This is a genomic window from Mameliella sp. AT18 (assembly GCF_028807275.1).
GTDB classification, from domain to species: domain Bacteria; phylum Pseudomonadota; class Alphaproteobacteria; order Rhodobacterales; family Rhodobacteraceae; genus Antarctobacter; species Antarctobacter albus.
On sequence record NZ_JARAMO010000179.1, the window covers coordinates 1 to 17225 of the forward strand.

The following is a 17225-nucleotide window of genomic DNA, read 5'->3' on the forward strand; positions in this document are numbered from 1 at the left end:
AATGGACTGGCAGAGCCGGAGGGGCTGACCGCCTGAGGGTCACCCCCAGACCAAAATAGGCGCGCCCCACCGGGGCGCGTTTTTGTTTCAGCTGATACCCTCGTGGACGGGCGCGGGCCTTCCTCTGGCCATTCCGACCGGGGACCGGCATGGTGCGACCCAAGAAGGGGAGGACAAGAACCATGCGCATTCTGTTTACCGGAGGGTCCGGCAAGGCCGGGCGTCACGTCGTTGCCTACCTGCTGGACCAGGGGCACCGGGTGCTGAACGTCGACCGTGTCCCGCTGGACCTGGAAGGCGTCGACAACCGCATCGCCGACATCACAGACGCCGGCCAGGTCTATGACGTCATGAGCAGCCTCGCGGGCCTCGACGAGCTGGAGCCGGGAACCGGCGTGCCGAGGTTCGATGCCGTCGTGCATTTCGCGGCGATCCCGCGCATCCTCGTGACCTCGGATAACGAGTGTTACCGGGTCAACACGCTGGGCACCTACAATATCATCGACGCGGCGGTGAAATTCGGTATCCGCAAGATCGTCTTTGCCTCGTCCGAGACCACCTATGGCGTCTGTTTCGCCGATGGCGAGCGCAAGCCCGACTTCCTGCCCGTCGACGAGACCCATCCCACCGTGCCCGAGGACAGCTATGCCATGTCCAAGGTCTGCAACGAGGTGACGGCGCGCAGCTTTCAGGCGCGCAGCGGGTGCGACGTCTACGGGCTGCGGATCAACAACGTGATCGAGCCGCATGAATACGCACAGGACTTTCCGGCCTACATGCAGGACCCGGCCCTGCGGCGGCGCAACATCTTTGCCTATATCGACGCGCGCGACCTGGGGCAGTTGGTCGACCGGTGCCTGGCGACCGACGGGTTGGGCTACGAGGTCTTCAACGTGTCGAACGACGACCATTCGGTCGGGCTGAGCACGTCTGAACTGATCGAGAGGTTCTACGAGGGCGTGCCGGTCAAGGGCACGTTGGACGAGACCGAGACGCTGTACAGCAACCGCAAGGCCAAGGAAATGCTGGGCTACCAGCCGCGCCACAGCTGGCGCGATTTGCTGGGGTAACGGTCAGTCCTGCCGGAGCGGGACGCGGACCATCGTCCCGGTCAGCCGGGCGATATGCCGTTCCTCGGTTCCGGTGACGGCATAGACATCGGCCTGCGTGACCAGCATCCGCTTGCCCGGCTTGATGACGCTGCCACGGGCAACAAGGCGATCCCCGACGCCAGGAGCAAGATAGTGGATCGCCATTTCGGACGTGACGACGTCGCTTTCCGCGTCGAGCAGGGTGACGGCGGCGTAGCCGGCGGCGCTGTCGCCGATGGCAAAGGGCAGGGCGCCGTGGGCATAGCCCTGTTGCTGTGACACCTCTGGCCGGATCGGCACCTCGATCTCGATTTCGCCGGGGGCGACGTGGGTCAACGACGCGCCAAGTGTGACAAGCATGCCCTGGCGGTTGAAACTGGTGCGGATGCGCGTGTTTAGGTCCATGTTGCGACTTGGCCATGCCGCGCGGGCAAGGGCAAGAGGGATCAGCCTGCCCTTGCGCGACGGGGCATCGGAATGGCCACGGGACGCGGACCCGTCAGGATGGCCTGGGCCGACGGGTCCATCAGGTCGGAGAGGACGGGAGCATCGCAGTGCAGCCCGCCGGTGTAGGCCCCATAGGCGGGCAGGATCAGGCGCGTGTCGTCGACCAGGAAACAGGGGCGGGTCACGCTGCGCCCCCTGAGGGACAGTCGCGCCTTGGGATGATAGTGGCCTGAAACCTCTGCCCGGCCATCCGGGGTGGCGATATGGCGAAAGGTCAGAGCGGCTTCGCTGTGTTCGGCCCGATGCGCGCCTTTCAGTGTCACGGGGGCCGGATCGTGGTTGCCTGCGATCCAGATCCACTCTCGCCCCGCCTGTAGACGGGTGATCCACAGCAGGTCCTCCTGCGGCAGAGCGGACTCTATCCCCGGCGCATCGAAACTGTCGCCCAGGCAGATGACCCGCTGGGTCTTGGTGGCGGCAAGATCATCGTCCAGACGTTGCAGGGTTTCCCGCGTCTCGTAGGGCGGAAGCTGCGCGCCCCCCACGGCGGAAAGCCGCGCGGATTTGCCGAGATGCAGGTCAGAGACCACCAGTATCCCGGCCTCGGGCCAGTGCAGTGCCCCGGACGGGAGGGCCTGCAGGGTGACGCCATGAAAAGAGAACCCGTGCGTGTTCATGGCTTGTTCTTGACACGCCGGGGCGGTGTCCGCAAGCGGGTGCAAGGCTCAGGCGGCCTTGCGGTCTTCCTCGGCTGTTGTCGCGGCGTTGCGTGCCTTGCGGGCGGCCTTTTCGGCACGTGCATCGGCGGCCCATAGGTCCAGCAGGTCCTGCGCGTCCGCCTGCCATTCGTCGAGTGTGGGCGTTTCTGTCCGGACAAAGCGGGCCGGGCGCCGATCTGCGAGCGTCGGCAGGATGAAGGCCAGGGTAAGGATAAGGGCAACCGTCACGACCGCGCCGCCAACCCAGGCTGTCGCCAGAACCCAGGCCCAGTGCAGCCCCGCCACCTGTGCGGCGATGCCCATTCCCGTGATGCAAAGGATGTTCAGAACGAGGATCGAGAAGACGTTGAGAACGGCAGGAGTGTCATCGTGAAGCTGGTCGGGATCGAAATGGACAGACATTGTTCGGGGCTTTCGTTGTAAGGGGGGCAGCTTTCTGTCTGCCATGACCTGCACCGGGGCAAGCCGCCGTTTTGGCCCTGCGAACGGTATAAGGGATCGCGCTGGCCGGATCACGCGGACGCTTGGGTGGTTCGGTGCGAAATCGGAGAGGAGGCCTATCCGTTGGGATAGGGCTACCAGGGCACCCGCCATGCCGGCTTGGTTTCGACCTGCGCCAAGCCGCTTTCGTCCAGAAGGCGGGTGATTTCCTCTTCCATCAGCCGTTCGTCCGCCAACCCGTTGACTGGCACCCGCCCGGGTTCAAGAAAGAGCGGCGCGGCCAACGGGGTGACTCGGGAAAGGCGCAGGTGATCGATGCGGTCGCCGACGCGTTCGCACATCTCGCGGATGCGGGCGAAATCGACGAGGCCGCGCATCGCCTCCTCGCGGGTGATCTGCATCAAGAGGTGCTCGGGGTCGTATTTCAGCAAGGTGTCGTACAGGATGTCCGAGGACATGGTGGCCTGCCGCCCGGTCTTGCGCTGACCACCCACCTGCCTCTCGATCAGCCCGGCGATGGTGGCAGAGGCGCGAAAGGTGCGTTTCATCACTGCGTTGCCCGCAAGCCAGCCGTCCAGCCCGGCCTCCAACGCGGCGAGGTCGAACAGCGGAACGGGATCGGTCACCGCGTCCAGCCCCCAGATCAGCGTGGCGTAGTCGGTGCTGACGAAACCCATCGGTGCCAGCCCCATCTCCTCCATCCGTTTCGTCAGCAAGAGACCCAGCGTCTGCTGCGCATTGCGCCCGGCAAAGCCGTAGACCACCAGTTGCTGCCGCCCGTCGTGGGGGAAGCTCTCGACCAGCAGGCGGCCCGGTTCGGGCAGGCGCGAGACCTCGCGCTGCAGGTGCAGCCAGTCGCGGGTGTGGGGTGGCAGGTCGGGCCAGTCCTCTGCCCGGAACATCCGCAGGATACGGTCCGAAAGCTGCGTTGAGGTCGAGAATTTCGTGCCCATGAAAGTGGCGATCTTGGGCTTGCGTCCCGGGTCGCGCGTCACCTCGACCACCAGTTCGCGCAGCCCCTCGTAGCGCACGATCTGGCCGCCGATCAGGAAGGTGTCGCCCTTGGTCAGCGAGGCGGCAAAGCCTTCCTCGACCTCGCCCAGCGGCGCGCCGCCGCGCCCGCGCCATTTGACCTTGAGAGTGTCGGTGTCCTGGATCGTGCCGATGTTCTGGCGGATGCGGGTGGCGGAGCGCGGGTCGCGCAGCTGCCAACGCCCGTCCGCGCGCTGTTGCAGGCGCTGCCACTGGTCATAGGCGCGCAGCGCGTAGCCGCCGGTGGCGCAGAAATCGAGACAGGCATCGAATTGCGCCCGGGTCAGCCCGGCGTAGGCGCCCGCGCCGCGCATTTCCCGATACAGGGCGTCGGCCTCGAACGGGCCAGAGGCGGCGGCGATCAGGATATGCTGGCAGAGCACATCGCGCGGCCCCGGCCCGCGCGGCTCGCCGTCCAGATCATGCGCCTTGACCGCCTCCAGCGCGGCCAGGCATTCGACCACCTCAAAGCGGTTGGCGGGCACCAGGATCGCCTTGGACGGCGCGTTGTAGCGGTGATTGGCGCGGCCGATCCGCTGGACCAGCCGCTTGACGTTCTTCGGCGCGCCGACCTGGATCACCAGGTCCACGTCCCCCCAGTCGATGCCCAGGTCCAGCGAGCCGGTGCAGACGATGGCGCGCAACTGGCCCGCGACCATTGCCGCCTCGACCTTTTCCCGCTGGCCGCGGTCGAGCGAGCCGTGGTGGATGCCGATGGGCAGCGCATCCTCGTTCGCCAGCCAGAGATTGTGGAAATAGATCTCGGCCTGCGCGCGGGTGTTGTGAAAGATCAGCGTGGTCCTGTGGCGTTTGACTTCTTCCAGCACGGCCGGGATGGAGTAGGCAGCACCGCCCCCGGCCCAGGGCGGGGCCTGGTCGGTGACCAGCATCGAGATGTCCGGGTCCGGCCCGGGATCGGCCTGCAGGATTTCGCAGGGCTGGTTCCCATGTGCCATGAGCCGCGCGATGGCCTGCGGGTCCTCGACCGTGGCCGACAGGCCCACGCGGCGCAGGTCGGGGCAGAGCGCCTGCAACCGCGCCAGCGCCAGCATGAGCTGATCGCCGCGCTTGGATTCGCTCAAAGCGTGAATCTCGTCGACGATGACCCTTTGGAGGCCCGCGAACATGCGCGGCGCATCCTCGTAAGAGGTCAGCAGGGCGAGGCTTTCAGGCGTGGTCAGCAGGATGTGCGGCGGGTCGGCGCGCTGGCGTTTCTTGCGGCTGGCGGGCGTGTCGCCGGTGCGGTCCTCGACCCGGATTGGCAGGCCTGCCTCCTCGATGGGGATCAGCAGGTTACGCCGAATGTCGGCGGCCAGCGCCTTGAGCGGCGAGATGTAGAGCGTGTGCAGGCCGTTGCGTGGGCTCTCGGCCAGTTCTGAAAGCGTCGGCAGGAACCCGGCCAGCGTCTTGCCGCCGCCGGTGGGCGCGATCAATAGTAGCGCAGGGTCGGCGGCACGGTCCAGCATGGCGCGCTGGTGTGGATGGACCTGCCAACCACGCGAGTCGAACCAGCTTTGCAGACTGTCGGGAAGCCTTGTCATGGTCGAGAGATAACCCGCTCCATCGGAAAGCAACAGCGTGCCGACCGGCGGTTGCGACTCCTCTTTCCTTTCGCGGCGTGCTCGGCTTGACTGCGCGCGGGGAGGATCACCATGCTGAACGGCATTCGCATCATCGAGTTCGAGGCGCTGGGGCCGGGACCCTTTTCCGCCATGCACTTGGCGGACCTTGGCGCCGAGGTCATTCTGGTGCAGCGCAAGGGTGGCGAAGCCAATCCTGCCAAGGGTGCCAGCCGTCTGCTGGACAGGGGCAAGAGGTCCATTGCGCTGGACCTCAAGGATGGCGGAGATCTTGGCATTGCCCGCGCGCTGATCCGATCCGCTGACGGGCTGATCGAGGGGATGCGCCCGGGGGTGATGGAGCGGCTGGGGCTGGGCCCGGAGGCGGCGCAGGCGCTCAATCCGCGTCTGGTCTACGGACGGATGACGGGCTGGGGGCAGGATGGGCCGCGCGCGACGCTTGCCGGGCACGACCTGAACTATTTGGGCCTGTCCGGCGCCCTGTTCTACGCCGGGTTGCCCGGACAGGTGCCCGGTGTGCCGCCGACGATGCTGGGCGATATCGGCGCCGGCGCGCTTTACCTGACCGTGGGGATGCTGGCGGGACTGTTGCAAGCGCGGGAAACGGGGCAGGGGACGGTTGTCGACGCGGCCATCGTGGACGGGGCGCAGCACATGATGGCGCTCTTGCGGTCGATGGGGCCGGGGTTCGACACGGGCGCGCGGGGACGGTCCTTGCTGGACGGGCCGCATTGGTCGCGCTGCTATGCTTGTTCCTGTGGTGGCCATGTGGCTCTGCAATGCCTGGAGCCGAAATTCTACGCCTTGTTCCTGGACCGGATGGGACTGGCGGAGGATCCCGATTTCGCGGACCAGTTCGATCCCGACCGTTGGCCGGTGCAGGGGGCGCGGCTGGAACGGATCTTTGCCGCCCAGCCGCGCGATCATTGGGCGGCTTTGTTCGAGGACAGCGATGCCTGTCTTGCCCCCGTCCTGTCCCCGGACGAGGCGGCCTGTGATCCGCACATGACGGCGCGCGGGCATGGGCCGGGCAGCGCCTTGCCGGCGCCGCGTTTCGATGGCGGGGCGCGGGCGACAAGACCGGCACCGGACCCGGGGCAGGACGGAGTGGCGATCATGGATGAGCTGAGGGAAAGGGGCCTGTTGTGAACGAAGCCGAGACATTCGAGGATCTGTTGAGGGCGCGCTATTCCTGCCGGGCCTACCGGCCCGACCCGGTCCCGCAGGAGGTGATCGAAAGCGCCCTGCGGGATGCGCAGCAGGTGCCAAGCTGGAACAACGTCCAGCCCTGGCAGGTGATCGCCCTCACGGCGCCGGAAACCGCTGCATTCGCCAAGGCCTTCTATGCCCATGTGGAAACCGGGGAGCGGCAAAGCGACATCCCCTTTCCGTTGCGTTACGAGGGCATCTACCAGGAAAGGCGGCGCACCTGTGGCTGGCAACTGTATGGCGCGTTGGGCATCCAGAAAGGTGACCGCGCGGCCTCGGGCAGGCAAATGCGCGAGAATTTCCGCCTCTTCGGGGCGCCGCACTGCCTGTTGATCACCGCGCCGAAGGACCTTGGCACCTATGGGGTGCTGGATTGCGGGGCCTATGTCACGGCTGTCATGCTGGCATTTCAGGCGCGCGGGCTGGCCAGTATCGCGATGGCGGCGGTGGCCAGTTTCTCGCCCTTCGTGCGCGACCGCTACGACATCGCCGAGGACCGTGACCTTGTTTGCGCCATCGCCTTTGGCCATGCCGATCCGGATCATCCCGCCAATTCCTACCGCACCGACCGCGCGGACCTGTCCGAAGTCGTGGACTGGCGTTGAACGCGAAAGCAGGTGGCAGGCCATGCGCAGCAGCAAGACGATCCACGTGATCTCGGCCCATGCCGAGGGCGAGGTGGGCGACGTGATCGTTGGCGGTGTCGCGCCGCCGCCGGGAGAGACGCTCTGGGAACAGAGCCGCTGGATCGCGCGGGACGGTGCCTTGCGGGATTTTGTGCTGAACGAACCGCGCGGCGGCGTGTTCCGGCACGTCAACCTGCTGGTCCCGCCGAAACACCCGGAAGCGGATGCGGCCTTTATCATCATGGAGCCGGAGGATACGCCGCCCATGTCAGGATCAAACTCGATCTGCGTTGCGACGGTTCTGCTGGATGGGGGCATCCTGCCGATAGAGGAGCCGGTGACGGAATTCACGCTGGAGGCACCGGGCGGGCTGGTTCGGGTGCGCGCCGAATGCCGGGACGGTAAGGCACAGCGTATCTTTGTCCGCAACCTTCCCAGTTTCGCACAGAAACTGGGCGTGCCGCTGGAGGTCGAAGGGCTGGGCAGGCTGACCGTGGACACGGCATTCGGCGGCGACAGTTTCGTCATCGTCGATGCGCGTGCGCTGGGCTTGGACCTGGTGCCAGACGAAGCGCATGAGATCGCCCGAACCGGAGCGCGGATCGCCCGGGCGGCCACCACGCAGCTGGGCTTTCACCATCCAACCAACCCTGACTGGCGGCATATGTCGTTCTGTCTCTTTGCCGGGCCGCTGGACCGCGGGCTGGATGGGCTGCGGACGAGGTCGGCGGTGGCGATCCAGCCGGGCAAGGTGGATCGGTCGCCCACGGGAACGGCGCTCTCCGCCCGCATGGCGGTCCTGCACGCGCGCGCAGAGATGGCCGAAGGAGAGACATTGACCGCGACCTCGCTGATTGGCTCGGCTTTCTCGGGACGCATTGTCGGGACGACCAGGGTGGGCGATCTGCCCGCCGTTTTGCCGGAAATCAGCGGGCGCGGCTGGATCACCGGCATTCATCAGCACATGCTGGACCCGGATGATCCCTGGCCGCGCGGCTATCGTCTCAGTGATACCTGGGGCGCGCGCTAGGAGGCTTCCTCCAGCCGGTCCGTCGCCGGGGGCGGCGTCGGGCTGAGGGCGGACAGACGGGCATAAAGCTCTGCATCCATCTGGCAGGTCATGCCCGCCAGCGAAGGCTGCAACTGCGCCGCGTTGCGGGCGGAGAGGATCGGCGCCGGGCCGGACGGATGGGCGGCCACCCAGGCCACGGCAAGCGTGGCAGCTTCGGTTCCCAGTTCGCTGGCGATCTCGGCCAGCGCCTCGGCCGCCTGGTGCATCTCGGGGCGGGCATAGCGGTTGGCGTATCGGTCGTCCTCTGTCAGGCGACCTTCGCCGCCGCGTGCATACTTGCCGGTCAGCAAGCCACCGCCCAGCGGCGAATAGGGCACCGGCAGGATGTCTTCCGAGGCGCACATGGGCAGGATTTCCACCTCGGCCTGGCGTTTCACCAGGTTGTACATGGGTTGCAGCACGTCGATCCGGGTGCCGAAACGGGTGGCTACTCCCTGCGCCTTCATCACCTGCCAGGCGGCATAGTTGGACACGCCGATGTACCGAATTGTCCCGGCCTGCTGCAATTCGGCGAGCGTCTCGAAACTCTCTTCCAGCGGCGTATCGCCGTCCCAGCGATGCAGGTAGTAGAGGTCGATCACCTCCATGTTCAGGCGCTTGCGGCTTTCGTCCAGAGAGGTCCGGATGTTGTCACGGCTGGCGCCGCCGGGGAAATTCGCCTTGGTCGCGATGAACAGATCCTCGCGCGCGGCGGCGGCGAACTGGCCCAGAAGGCGCTCTGAGGCGCCATCGGTATAGACATGGGCGGTGTCGAAATGGGCGATACCCGCGGCGCGGCAGGCGTCGAACATGGCGCGGCTGTCAGCCTCGGAGGCGCGGCCCCCGAACTGCATGCAGCCAAAGGCAAAGCGGGCGGGTGTGTCACCCGAAAGTGTGGTCAGTGTCATGGCATCAACCTGCCACGCGGCGAGCCAAAGTCAAAGCAGCTTTGGCAGATCATGACGTGCCCACCGCTTCGCATGTGACCTGGGACACAGGTCGCAACCTACGCTGGCTCGACAGACTCGCGGGGGCCTGCCATGCTGTCAGGAAAAGGAGCCGCCCATGCGCCTGCTGCCCCGACTGGCCGGCGCGGCCTGTCTGGCCGCCGCCACCTCCGCGCCACTGGCGACGGGTGCCGGGGAAAGCTGCACCGAGGATGCCATGATCGTTTTCGACGGGTCCGGCAGCATGGCAGAGATCGGCTACAATGCGATCGGCGTGCCCCGCATCTCGGAGGCCCGCATGGCGATGCGCCGGGTGATCCCCTCTGTCGCGGCGGCGCGACGGCTGGGCCTGGTGATCTACGGCCCGGCCGGAGACCGGACCTGCGCCAACACCGACCTGCGCTTTCCGCCGCAATGGCAGGCCGGGCCGCGGATCCTGGCGGATGTCGATGCGCTGCGACCCGCTGGGGGCACCTCGCTGACCGAAAGCGTCCGGCGCGCGGCAGAGACGCTGGACTACCTCAATCGCCCCGGGACCGTGGTTCTGGTGACGGATGGCAAGGAGACCTGCGGCGGGGCGCCCTGCAGTCTTGCCGCCGAGATCGCCGCGATGGCGCCTGAACTGACGGTGCATGTGATCGGCTTCAAGGTGCGCGGCGATCATTTCGACTGGTCCAATCCGAACGATCAGATGGCCACCACCGTGGCCCGCTGCCTGGCCGACCGAACTGGCGGGCGCTATGTCCGTGCCGAAACGGTTGACGAATTGATCGGGGCGCTGCGGGTGACGTTGGGCTGCAACGTGCTGGGCGCGCTTCCGGCCGAGCGGCGGCGCCTGCGTTAGGCCGGCCTGCGGTCGGGTTTTCAGGCTTTGACAGGAATCAGGGCACCGCGCAGTCTGTCCTCATTATGCCGGAGCGGCACTTGGCCGCTGCCGATATATTGGAGGACAAATCGTGTTCAGGAAATTTTCCATCATGGCGCTTGCCGCCAGTTTCGCGTTTTGCGGTGCGGCGCCAATTTCGGCTCAGGACGCCGGGTTCGAAATCATCGGCGCCGCCGATACGATCGAGGTGAAGGCCAAGCAGGCGGTGACGCTTGCCTTTGACGATGCCTATGCCGAATTGTCGATCGGCGACCCCGAGATCGCGGATATCAGCTCTCTCAGCGGGACCCTGGTCTATCTTCTGGGCAAGGAGGTTGGAGAGACCACACTGACGGTGATCCGTGACCGCGACAGCCTGGACCTGACGCATATGGCAGTGGTGGTCTACCGCGACATCGCGCCGATGCAGGGCTTTCTGGAAAAGGCCGGGGGCGACGTGACACTGGAACGTGCGGGCGTTGTGGTGACCGCCTCTGGTTGCGTTGCAGGCGACCGCCAGCGGCAGGCCCTGGAAGGCGTTATGACCCAGCTCAAGTCCTGGGGCTATGTCGCGCTGGCCGACGTGGGGGGCTGCTGACCCCTCGGCCGGCGCATTCCGGATGAAACGAAGGCCCCAAAGGGGGCCTTCGTTCCGTCATCGGTTTACTGCGGGATGTCGGCGTTGATGCCTTCGACGTAGAAATCCATCCCCAGCAGGGTGCCGTCATCGGCCACTTCGCCCTCTGCCAGCCAGACAGAGCCGTCGGCCTTGTTGATCGGTCCGGTGAACGGGTGGTAGTCGCCCGCCGCGATGGCGGCCTTGAGGTCCAGCGCCTCGGCTTTGACCTCTGCGGGGACCGCGTCGGTGATCTCGCCGATGCCGACCATGCCCGGGCCGATACCGTCCCAGGTGTCTTCGCTGGTCCAGCTGCCGTCCATGACCGCCTGCACGCGGTCGATGTAGTAAGGCGCCCAGTTGTCGATGATCGAGGAGACGCGCGGGGTGGGCGCGTATTCGATCATGTCCGAGGCCTGGCCGAAGGTGATGACATTGCCGGCCTCTGCCGCCGCCGCCTGCGGCGCGGTCGAGTCGGTATGTTGCAGGATCACGTCGGCGCCGTTCTCGATCAGGGCGCGGGCGGCATCCGCCTCTTTCGCCGGATCGAACCAGGTGTAGGCCCAGATGATCGAGAATTCGACGTCCGGGTTCACCTTCTTGGCGTGGATATAGGCCGCGTTGATGCCGCGGATGACCTCGGGGATCGGGTAGGAGGCGATGTAGCCGATCTTGTTGGTCTTGGTCATCGACCCGGCGATATGGCCCTGGATGGCGCGGCCTTCGTAGAAACGGGCCGAGTAGACGCTGACGTTGTCTGCGCGCTTGTATCCGGTGGCGTGTTCGAACTTCACGTTCGGGAATTTCTCCGCCACGGCGATGGTCGGGTCCATGTAGCCGAAAGAGGTGGTAAAGATGATGTCTGCACCCGACAGGGCCATCTGCGTGATGGCGCGTTCGGCATCGGCGCCTTCGGGCACGCTTTCCTGGTAGATGGTCTTCACCTTGTCGCCAAAGTGCTCCTCGACCGCGAGGCGCCCCTTGTTGTGTTCGTAGGTCCAGCCGCCATCGCCCACCGGGCCGACGTAGATGAAGCCCGCGGTGACGTCCTGGGCCGCGGCGGCAGAGCCGAAGCCAAGCGTCAGCGCGAGGGCTGCGGTGGAGAGAAGGGTTCTTCTGTGCATTGTGGTCCCCTGTTGGTTGGTTCTGTGCCTCAGCTCGAGGCGTGGAAAGGCCGGCCCAGCGAGGCGGGCGCGGCATGCGCGCCGCGGGCCGAGATGATCACGAGCACGAGGATCGTGACAAGATAGGGCGAGGCCGACAAGAGCGCGACCGGCACGGCGGCGCCCGCCGCCTGCAGGTTCAGTTGCAGCACCGTGACCCCGCCGAACAGATAGGCCCCGATGGCCACGCGGCCTGGTCGCCACGAGGCGAAGACGACGATGGCCAGGGCGATCCATCCGGCGCCGGCGGTCATGCCCTCGGTCCACTGCGGGACGCGCACCAGGCTGAGGTATGCGCCGCCAAGGCCCGCACAGGCGCCGCCGAAGAGGATCGCCATGAGGCGGATAATGACGACCTTGTAGCCAAGCGCATGGGCGCTGTCGTGGCTTTCGCCGACCGCACGCAGGATCAGCCCGGCGCGGGTGTGTTTCAGGAAGGCCCAGACCGCGACAACCAGCGCGAGGCTGAAATAGACCATCAGGTCATGGCTGAAGAGCATCCGCCCCACCACCGGCAGGTCCGACAGCAGAGGGATGTCCAGCTTGGGCAGGGTCGGGCTTTTCATGCCCTCGTAGGGTTTCCCGATCAGGCTGGAAAGGCCAAGGCCCACCAGCGTCAGGCCCAGCCCGGTGGCAACCTGGTTCGAAAGCAGGAACTGCGTCAGCAGGCCAAACGAGAGCGCAAGCAGCGCCGAGGCCAGAGCCGCGGCGACGAACCCCAGCGCGGGAGAGGTGGAATTGACCGCCACGGCAAAGCCCACCACGGCGCCGGTGATCATCATCCCCTCGACGCCCAGGTTCAGCACGCCGGATTTCTCGACAACCATCTCGCCGATGGCGGCCAGCAGGATCGGTGTGGCCGAGACCATGATGGAGGCGACGAGAAGGATGGGATTGATGCTGCTCAGGTCCATCATGCCACCTCCCTCTTGCCGATGCGCAGGCGGAAATTGGTGAAGACATCCATTGCGAGCAGGAAGAACAGCAACATCCCCTGGAACAGCTGGATCGAGGCGCCGGGCAGGCCCAGCATCAGCTGCGCCAGCTCGCCACCGATATAGGTCAGTGCCATGAGCAGACCGGCCAGCAGGATGCCGATGGGATTGAGCCGCCCCAGGAAGGCCACGATGATCGCCGTGAACCCGTAGCCGGACCCAAAGTCGATCGAGACCTGGCCCGCGGGGCCGGTGACCTCAAACAACCCTGCCATGCCGGCCAGCGCGCCCGAGAGGCCAAGGCAGATCAGGATGATGCGCGCCGGGTTCACGCCGGAAAAGCGGGCCGCGCGCGGCGCTTCGCCGGTCAGCCGGATGTTGAAGCCCAGCATGTGCCGGGTCAGCAGGACATAGGCGCCGATCACCGCGATGAAGGCAAAGACCACGCCCCAGTGCATCCCGGTGTTGGCGATCAGGTCGCTGTTATGCGCCGCGTCCCATTGTTTGAAATTGCGTGACCCGGGGAAGCCACGCCCTTCGGGATTGCGCAAAAGGCCGGTGGAGACAGAGCCGAGGATGGTTTCCGCCACATAGACCAGCATCAGCGAGACGAGGATCTCGTTGGTGCCGAATTTCGTCTTCAGGATGGCCGGGATCATCGCCCAGGCCCAGCCGCCAAGCGCGCCGGCGACGATCATGATCGGGAAGATCAGGAAACTTTCGGAGGGGTAGAAGGCAAGACCGGCGGCGGCGCCACAGATGGCGCCCATGATGTACTGCCCTTCGGCGCCGATGTTCCAGATCCCGGCGCGAAAGCCGATGGAAAGCCCGATGGCGATCAGGATCAGCGGCCCCGCCTTGACCAGCAGCTGCGGTCGCGTGAACCCGGCGAATTGCGCGTTGAACAGCGGATCCCAGAAGATCGTGCGGATCGCCTCGACCGGGTTGGCGCCGAGGAAGGCAAAAAGCACGCCGCCGACGAGCATGGTCAGCAGCACGGCCAGAACCGGGGTCAGGTAGGTCCAGAGTTGCGAAGGCTGGGGGCGTTTCTCAAGCCGGATCATGGGCGTGTCCCCCCTTGGCCAGCGGCCTCATTCGTCCACATGGGCTACCTCCATGTCATGCGCGCCGCCCATCATCAGGCCAATCTGCTCAATATCCAGGCTGGCGACCGGACGTGTGGGCGACAGCCGCCCCTCGTTCAGGGCGCCAAACCGGTCCGAGACCTCCATCAGCTCGTCGAGGTCCTGGCTGATGACCACCACGGCACCGCCCTTGGCGGCCAGGTCCAGGATCGACTGGCGGATAAAGGCCGCCGCCGCCGCGTCCACGCCCCATGTGGGCTGGTTCAGCACCAACACGCGCGGTCCTTGCAGGATCTCGCGGCCGACGACGAATTTCTGCAGGTTGCCCCCCGACAGCGCCCGTGCCGCCGTGCCGGGCCCCGGCGTGCGCACGTCGAAATGGCCGATGACCTCCTCGGCAAAGGCCCTTGCCTTGCCCCAGGAGATGAAGCCGTTTTTCAGCATCCCCTCGCGACGCGCAGCCGTCAGCACGCCGTTCTCGATCAGGCTCATGTCGGGTGCGGCGGCATGGCCCAGCCGTTCCTCGGGGCCCGAAAGCAGGCCCAGACCGCGCCGCGCGACGGGTCCGGCGCGGCTGATGTCCCGGCCTTCCAGAACGATGGACCCGGCGGGCGCCATGCGTTCGCCCGAGAGCGCCGCCAGCAGTTCGTCCTGGCCGTTGCCCGCGACCCCGCCGATGCCCAGAACCTCGCCCGCGCGCACCTCGAAGCGGACCTCGCGCAAGGGGGTGCCAAAGGCGCCGGGCGCGGGCAGGCTCAACTCGTTCACCGCCAGCAGCACCTCGCCGGTCTTGCCGCCCTTGGCCTCTGGGGTCGCGAAACTGGCGCCCACCATCATCTCGGCCAGTTGCCGGGCCGAAGTCTCCGCGGGGGTGCAGGTGGCCACCTTCTTGCCCAGTCGCAGGATCGTGGCGGTGTCGCAAAGCGCGCGGATTTCCTCCAGCTTGTGCGAGATATAGAGGATCGAGGTGCCTTCGGCCTTCAGCTTGCGCAGGGTTTCGAACAGGATCTCGACCTCCTGCGGGGTCAGGACGCTGGTCGGTTCGTCCATGATCAGCAGGCGCGGGTTCTGCAGAAGGCAGCGGATGATCTCCACCCGTTGCCGTTCGCCCGCCGACAGCGTGCCGACGGTACGCGTGGGGTCCAGCGGCAGCCCGTAGGTCTCCGAGACCTCACGGATCTGGCGGGCAAGGTCGGACATGGGGGGCGGGGTTTCCATCCCCAGCGCCACGTTTTCCGCCACGTCCAGTGCGTCGAAGAGCGAGAAATGCTGGAACACCATCGCGATCCCGGCCTGCCGCGCCTCCGAGGGTTTCGACGGCTTGTACGGTGCCCCGTCCAGCAGCATCTGCCCCTTGTCCGGTGCATTCAGCCCATAGATCATCTTGACCAGCGTCGATTTTCCGGCGCCGTTCTCGCCCAACAGCGCGTGGATCTCGCCCCGCCCGATGTCAAAGGTGACGTCATCGTTGGCAATCACGCCCGGGTAGATCTTGGTCAGGCCCTGGAGGCTGAGGAGTGTGTCGGCCACGCGTGGTCCTTCTCTTGCTGCCAGTTGAGTAGCTGCGCCACCGTGCCGATGGCAATGGCCTGAGGATGTTTGCCAAGCGCTTTGTGCCCGATCGGACAGCAGATGGCGTCGATTTGGGCGGGCGCATGGCCAAGCGCCTGCAATCGCTTGCGGAACCGTGCCCATTTCGTGTCCGACCCGATCAACCCGCAAAAGGCGAATCCGTGTGACAGGGCTGCGTGACACAGCGCCAGGTCGATCTCGTGGCTGTAGGTCAGGATCAGGTGGGCGGCGTTCCCGGGGGCGCGTGGCATGGCGCGCTCAGGCGCGGGGACGGGCAGGGCGGTGACGTCATCGGGGATCTCATCGGGAAACCGCTCTGGCCCGGTATCGACCCATGTCAGCGCCACGTCCGGCAAGGGCGCCAGAACCGAGGCCAGTGCCCGGCCGACATGGCCCGCGCCCCAGATCCAGACCGGCAGGGCCGGGCGGCGGACCGATTCCACCATCCAGCCTTGCAGGAGCTGCGGTTCGGGCGCTTCGCCCTTTGCCCGGGCCCGGTCGATCATCCGGCGCACCGCCAGCGGCATCTCTCCGGCCCCGCGCGCGATCACCTCGCGCCCTTCGAGACCGGCCACCGCCAGCGCATCGTAATGCTCGGTCAGCAGCGTCACCGCCCCGCCGCAGCACTGGCCCAGCTCCGGCCCCAGGGGATGACGCGTCAGCCCTTCATGGCTCAGCGCGGACTGTGCAGCCATGAGTTCAAGCGCGCCGCCGCCGATGGTACCGAATTGGCCACCGTCCCAGACCAGCATGGCGGCCCCGACCTCGCGCGGGGCCGAGCCCGCAACCTCGGCCACCACGACCCGGGCGACACGCCCGTGCCGTTCGACCGCGCGGCAGAGAAGGGCGAAGTCGAAACTCATCCCTGCACCCGTGCAATAGCGGCCAGCACCCGTTCCGGCGTGGCTGGCGCGTCCAGAGCCGGATAGCCCGGCCCGCAGGCCGCCACGGCATCCGAAAGCGCCATCAGTGCCGAAATCCCCAGCATGAAAGGCGGCTCGCCCACCGCCTTGGAGCGATAGACCGTCTCCTCGCGGTTCTCACCCTCCCAGAGCGCCACGTTGAAGACCTCCGGCGCGTCCGAACAGGCCGGGATCTTGTAGGTCGAGGGCGCATGGGTGCGCAGCCGCCCGTGGTCGTCCCAGACCAGCTCTTCGGTTGTCAGCCAGCCCGCGCCCTGGACAAAGCCACCCTCGACCTGGCCGATGTCGATGGCGGGGTTCAAAGAGGCGCCCGCGTCATGCAGGATGTCGGTGCGCAGCATCCGGTATTCGCCGGTCAGCGTGTCGATCACGACCTCGGTGCAGGCGGCGCCATGGGCAAAGTAGAAGAACGGTCGCCCTTCGCCCTTCATCCGGTCCCAGGACAGTTTCGGCGTCTTGTAGAAACCGGTGGCCGAAAGACTGACCCGGCCCGCGTAACAAAAGGCCGCCGCCTCGGCAAAGCTCATCTCCTGGGCTCCGGCCTGTACCCGTCCGTCACGAAACTGGACCTCGTCCGGGCGGCACTGGTGCAATTGCGCCAGGTGCCCGGCCATGCGGGCACGGATCGTCTCGCAGGCAACCTTGACCGCCGCGCCGTTCAGGTCCGACCCCGAAGAGGCGGCTGTGGCCGAGGTATTTGGCACCTTGGCGGTATCGGTGGCGGTGATGCGGACGACCTCTTGCGGCAGGCCAAAGGCCGAAGCCGCCACCTGCGCCACCTTCTGGAACAGCCCCTGTCCCATCTCGGTGCCGCCGTGGTTCATGGCGATGGAACCGTCCTGGTAGACATGCACCAGCGCGCCCGCCTGGTTAAGATGCGTGAGCGTGAAGGAAATGCCGAATTTCACCGGCGTCAGCGCGAT

Annotated in this window: 17 protein-coding genes; 6 read left to right on the forward strand and 11 right to left on the reverse strand. The window is 66.5% G+C overall.

What is annotated here, in order from left to right; translation table 11 throughout:
- Positions 1-182 precede the first annotated feature (182 nt).
- Positions 183-1070, forward strand: a complete 888-nt coding sequence (locus PVW46_RS15725; RefSeq protein ID WP_069208030.1) for an NAD-dependent epimerase/dehydratase family protein — start codon at positions 183-185, stop codon at positions 1068-1070.
- Between the two features lie 3 nt (positions 1071-1073).
- On the opposite strand, the gene PVW46_RS15730 is transcribed toward PVW46_RS15725, so the two are convergent.
- The 4 genes from PVW46_RS15730 to PVW46_RS15745 all read right to left on the reverse strand — a co-directional run bounded on the left by PVW46_RS15730 (position 1074) and on the right by PVW46_RS15745 (position 5271).
- On the reverse strand, positions 1074-1496 hold the full coding sequence (locus tag PVW46_RS15730) for a PaaI family thioesterase (RefSeq protein ID WP_069208031.1): 423 nt from the start codon (positions 1494-1496) through the stop codon (positions 1074-1076).
- A gap of 41 nt (positions 1497-1537) precedes the next feature.
- Positions 1538-2215, reverse strand: coding sequence for a ligase-associated DNA damage response endonuclease PdeM (gene pdeM, locus PVW46_RS15735; RefSeq protein ID WP_069208032.1), 678 nt, complete (start codon positions 2213-2215; stop codon positions 1538-1540).
- A 48-nt stretch (positions 2216-2263) separates the two neighbouring features.
- Positions 2264-2659 (reverse strand): hypothetical protein, encoded by a 396-nt coding sequence (locus PVW46_RS15740; protein ID WP_043144729.1) that lies wholly within the window; start codon positions 2657-2659, stop codon positions 2264-2266.
- A 173-nt stretch (positions 2660-2832) separates the two neighbouring features.
- Positions 2833-5271 carry a ligase-associated DNA damage response DEXH box helicase gene (locus PVW46_RS15745; protein WP_069208156.1) on the reverse strand — a complete coding sequence of 813 codons (2439 nt, stop codon included), beginning with the start codon at positions 5269-5271 and terminating at the stop codon, positions 2833-2835.
- A 111-nt stretch (positions 5272-5382) separates the two neighbouring features.
- On the opposite strand from PVW46_RS15745, the gene PVW46_RS15750 reads away from it, so the two are divergent.
- The 3 genes from PVW46_RS15750 to PVW46_RS15760 are packed head-to-tail and all read left to right on the forward strand — an operon-like array spanning position 5383 to position 8175.
- A complete protein-coding gene (locus PVW46_RS15750; RefSeq protein WP_069208033.1) occupies positions 5383-6459 on the forward strand; it encodes a CaiB/BaiF CoA transferase family protein in 1077 nt (358 codons plus the stop codon).
- Positions 6456-7124, forward strand: a complete 669-nt coding sequence (locus PVW46_RS15755; protein WP_069208034.1) for a nitroreductase — start codon at positions 6456-6458, stop codon at positions 7122-7124. The genes PVW46_RS15750 and PVW46_RS15755 overlap by 4 nt, the downstream gene beginning before the upstream one ends.
- A gap of 22 nt (positions 7125-7146) precedes the next feature.
- Positions 7147-8175: a trans-3-hydroxy-L-proline dehydratase gene (locus tag PVW46_RS15760; RefSeq protein ID WP_069208035.1), complete on the forward strand. Its 1029-nt coding sequence runs from the start codon at positions 7147-7149 to the stop codon at positions 8173-8175.
- On the opposite strand, the gene PVW46_RS15765 is transcribed toward PVW46_RS15760, so the two are convergent.
- Entirely contained in the window at positions 8172-9104 is a 933-nt protein-coding gene (locus PVW46_RS15765) for an aldo/keto reductase (RefSeq protein ID WP_043144723.1), read from the reverse strand. The two genes, PVW46_RS15760 and PVW46_RS15765, sit on opposite strands and share 4 nt — an antisense overlap.
- A 157-nt stretch (positions 9105-9261) precedes the next feature.
- Between PVW46_RS15765 and PVW46_RS15770 the strand changes: the two genes are divergently transcribed.
- Positions 9262-9987 carry a vWA domain-containing protein gene (locus PVW46_RS15770; protein WP_229754889.1) on the forward strand — a complete coding sequence of 242 codons (726 nt, stop codon included), beginning with the start codon at positions 9262-9264 and terminating at the stop codon, positions 9985-9987.
- Between the two features lie 112 nt (positions 9988-10099).
- Positions 10100-10606, forward strand: coding sequence for a pilus assembly protein N-terminal domain-containing protein (locus PVW46_RS15775; RefSeq protein ID WP_069208036.1), 507 nt, complete (start codon positions 10100-10102; stop codon positions 10604-10606).
- Positions 10607-10671: 65 nt separating this feature from the next.
- On the opposite strand, the gene PVW46_RS15780 is transcribed toward PVW46_RS15775, so the two are convergent.
- From PVW46_RS15780 to PVW46_RS15805, 6 genes are all read right to left on the reverse strand, one after another.
- Positions 10672-11748 (reverse strand): BMP family ABC transporter substrate-binding protein, encoded by a 1077-nt coding sequence (locus PVW46_RS15780; RefSeq protein ID WP_043144719.1) that lies wholly within the window; start codon positions 11746-11748, stop codon positions 10672-10674.
- A gap of 29 nt (positions 11749-11777) precedes the next feature.
- Positions 11778-12701 (reverse strand): ABC transporter permease, encoded by a 924-nt coding sequence (locus PVW46_RS15785; RefSeq protein ID WP_172431375.1) that lies wholly within the window; start codon positions 12699-12701, stop codon positions 11778-11780.
- On the reverse strand, positions 12701-13786 hold the full coding sequence (locus PVW46_RS15790) for an ABC transporter permease (protein ID WP_069208037.1): 1086 nt from the start codon (positions 13784-13786) through the stop codon (positions 12701-12703). Before PVW46_RS15790 ends, PVW46_RS15785 begins: the two co-directional genes overlap by 1 nt.
- A 27-nt stretch (positions 13787-13813) precedes the next feature.
- On the reverse strand, positions 13814-15337 hold the full coding sequence (locus tag PVW46_RS15795) for an ABC transporter ATP-binding protein (protein WP_069208038.1): 1524 nt from the start codon (positions 15335-15337) through the stop codon (positions 13814-13816).
- Positions 15304-16242, reverse strand: coding sequence for a xanthine dehydrogenase accessory protein XdhC (gene xdhC, locus PVW46_RS15800; protein ID WP_069208039.1), 939 nt, complete (start codon positions 16240-16242; stop codon positions 15304-15306). Before xdhC ends, PVW46_RS15795 begins: the two co-directional genes overlap by 34 nt.
- A partial coding sequence (locus PVW46_RS15805) for a molybdopterin cofactor-binding domain-containing protein (protein ID WP_274576590.1) occupies positions 16239-17225 on the reverse strand: 987 nt, incomplete at its 5' end. The genes xdhC and PVW46_RS15805, both read right to left, overlap by 4 nt.

What these genes read in the sequence shown, in the direction of transcription:
- PVW46_RS15770 (WP_229754889.1), top strand. Translation starts at nt 9,262, where the DNA reads ATGCGCCTGCTGCCCCGACTGGCCGGCGCGGCCTGTCTGGCCGCCGCC.
- PVW46_RS15725 (WP_069208030.1), top strand. Translation starts at nt 183, where the DNA reads ATGCGCATTCTGTTTACCGGAGGGTCCGGCAAGGCCGGGCGTCACGTC.
- PVW46_RS15730 (WP_069208031.1), bottom strand. Translation starts at nt 1,496, where the DNA reads ATGGACCTAAACACGCGCATCCGCACCAGTTTCAACCGCCAGGGCATG.
- xdhC (WP_069208039.1), bottom strand. Translation starts at nt 16,242, where the DNA reads ATGAGTTTCGACTTCGCCCTTCTCTGCCGCGCGGTCGAACGGCACGGG.
- PVW46_RS15785 (WP_172431375.1), bottom strand. Translation starts at nt 12,701, where the DNA reads ATGGACCTGAGCAGCATCAATCCCATCCTTCTCGTCGCCTCCATCATG.
- PVW46_RS15745 (WP_069208156.1), bottom strand. Translation starts at nt 5,271, where the DNA reads ATGACAAGGCTTCCCGACAGTCTGCAAAGCTGGTTCGACTCGCGTGGT.
- PVW46_RS15790 (WP_069208037.1), bottom strand. Translation starts at nt 13,786, where the DNA reads ATGATCCGGCTTGAGAAACGCCCCCAGCCTTCGCAACTCTGGACCTAC.
- PVW46_RS15760 (WP_069208035.1), top strand. Translation starts at nt 7,147, where the DNA reads ATGCGCAGCAGCAAGACGATCCACGTGATCTCGGCCCATGCCGAGGGC.
- PVW46_RS15750 (WP_069208033.1), top strand. Translation starts at nt 5,383, where the DNA reads ATGCTGAACGGCATTCGCATCATCGAGTTCGAGGCGCTGGGGCCGGGA.
- PVW46_RS15780 (WP_043144719.1), bottom strand. Translation starts at nt 11,748, where the DNA reads ATGCACAGAAGAACCCTTCTCTCCACCGCAGCCCTCGCGCTGACGCTT.
- pdeM (WP_069208032.1), bottom strand. Translation starts at nt 2,215, where the DNA reads ATGAACACGCACGGGTTCTCTTTTCATGGCGTCACCCTGCAGGCCCTC.
- PVW46_RS15740 (WP_043144729.1), bottom strand. Translation starts at nt 2,659, where the DNA reads ATGTCTGTCCATTTCGATCCCGACCAGCTTCACGATGACACTCCTGCC.
- PVW46_RS15765 (WP_043144723.1), bottom strand. Translation starts at nt 9,104, where the DNA reads ATGACACTGACCACACTTTCGGGTGACACACCCGCCCGCTTTGCCTTT.